The 1,509-nt window shown below is 63.8% G+C and carries 2 protein-coding genes; both read right to left on the reverse strand.

Translation table 11 applies throughout. The features are described 5' to 3' along the window. Positions 1-60: 60 nt before the first annotated feature. A complete protein-coding gene (locus EOB59_RS34765) occupies positions 61-1,152 on the reverse strand; it encodes a 3-deoxy-7-phosphoheptulonate synthase (protein WP_128290300.1) in 1,092 nt (363 codons plus the stop codon). A 151-nt stretch (positions 1,153-1,303) separates the two neighbouring features. Continuing rightward, positions 1,304-1,509, reverse strand: a 206-nt coding sequence (locus EOB59_RS35795; RefSeq protein WP_206622107.1) for a hypothetical protein, incomplete at its 5' end; no start/stop codon positions are given.

Genomic DNA, 1,509 nt, shown 5'->3' on the forward strand with positions numbered 1-1,509 from the left:
CTCTTGTGGGCGGGGGTTAGGGGTGGGGGTCCGTGCCGGGCGAAGGCCGGCAATAGTGGCTCAAGCGGCTCCCTGCCGGTTGTCGATCATGGCGCGGCGTGCCGAGCGGCGCCACTCGACGGCGCCGGCAAGGCCGTACAGCACCGTCTCGGTGGTCGCCCAGTCGATGCAGCCATCGGTGATGCTCTGGCCATAGAGCAGCGGCTTGCCCGGCACCACGTCCTGCCGGCCGGCGACGAGATTGCTCTCGATCATCAGGCCGATGATGCGCTCGTCGCCTGCCGCGACCTGGCCGGCGACATCTGCCGCGACCTTGGGCTGGTTCTCGGGCCTTTTGGCCGAGTTGGCGTGGCTCACATCGATCATCAGCCTGGGCGCAACGCCGATGCGGGCGAGTTCCACAGCGGCGGCTTCGACGCTCGCCGCGTCATAGTTGGGCTGAACGCCGCCGCGCAGGATGACGTGGCAGTCCTCATTGCCCGTGGTCGTGGCGATGCCGCTGCGCCCGCCCTTGGTCACCGCCATGAAATGATGCGGCTGGGCGGCCGATTTCACAGCTTCGGCAGCAATCCTGAGATTTCCGTCGGTGCCGTTCTTGAAGCCGACCGGGCAGGAGAGGCCCGAGGCGAGTTCGCGGTGGATCTGGCTCTCCGTGGTGCGCGCGCCGATCGCGCCCCAGGCGACGAGGTCGGCAATGTATTGCGGCGTGGTCATGTCGAGGAATTCGGTCGCTGCCGGCAGGCCGAGATTGTTGACGGCAGACAGCACGTTGCGTGCCATCCGCAACCCCTTGTCAATGTTGAAGCTGCCGTCGAGGTCGGGATCGTTGATCAGGCCTTTCCAGCCAACCGTCGTGCGCGGTTTCTCGAAATAGACCCGCATCACGATCTCCAGCCGGTCCGACAGGCTCTCGCGCAGCGCCGCCAGACGGCTGGCATAGTCGACGGCGGCGACCGGATCGTGGATCGAACACGGGCCGACGATGACGAGCAGCCTATCGTCGGTACCGTTCAAGATGGCATGGGTTGCGTTGCGCGATGCGCTGACGGTGCGCGTCGCCGTCAAAGTGCGCGGGATCTCCCGCATCACCTCGTCCGGCGTACTCAGTTCTCGGATTTCCTTGACCCGGAGATCGTCTGTGGTGGTCAACACGGCTTTCTGCTCCTGTCGAGAGCATGATGCCGAAAAGCGTGAAGCGGTTTTCGGACGAGATCATGCTCCTCTTTGATTTAGAGGAAACCTGCCGGCTGAAACAAAAAAGCCGCCAGGTATGGCGGCTGTTCGGATCTTGTTGCTGCAATCTTCAGATCGAGCGCAATCCTCCCGCCGCCAGCGAGCTCCTAAAGTACCAATATGTGGCGGTCAGGTTGATCATGAGGCTCATATAGTCGATGCGGAGGCGCTTGTCACGTGCCCTGATTGGAGACAATTCGGGATTGGCCGAAGCCTCCCCGCCTTCGTCATCCACGGGCGGAGCAGGAGCGTAGCTCCGTCGCGGAGACCCGAGGA

Origin of the sequence: Mesorhizobium sp. M7A.F.Ca.MR.176.00.0.0 (genome assembly GCF_004023165.1) — a bacterium.
Taxonomy (GTDB): Bacteria; Pseudomonadota; Alphaproteobacteria; order Rhizobiales; family Rhizobiaceae; genus Mesorhizobium.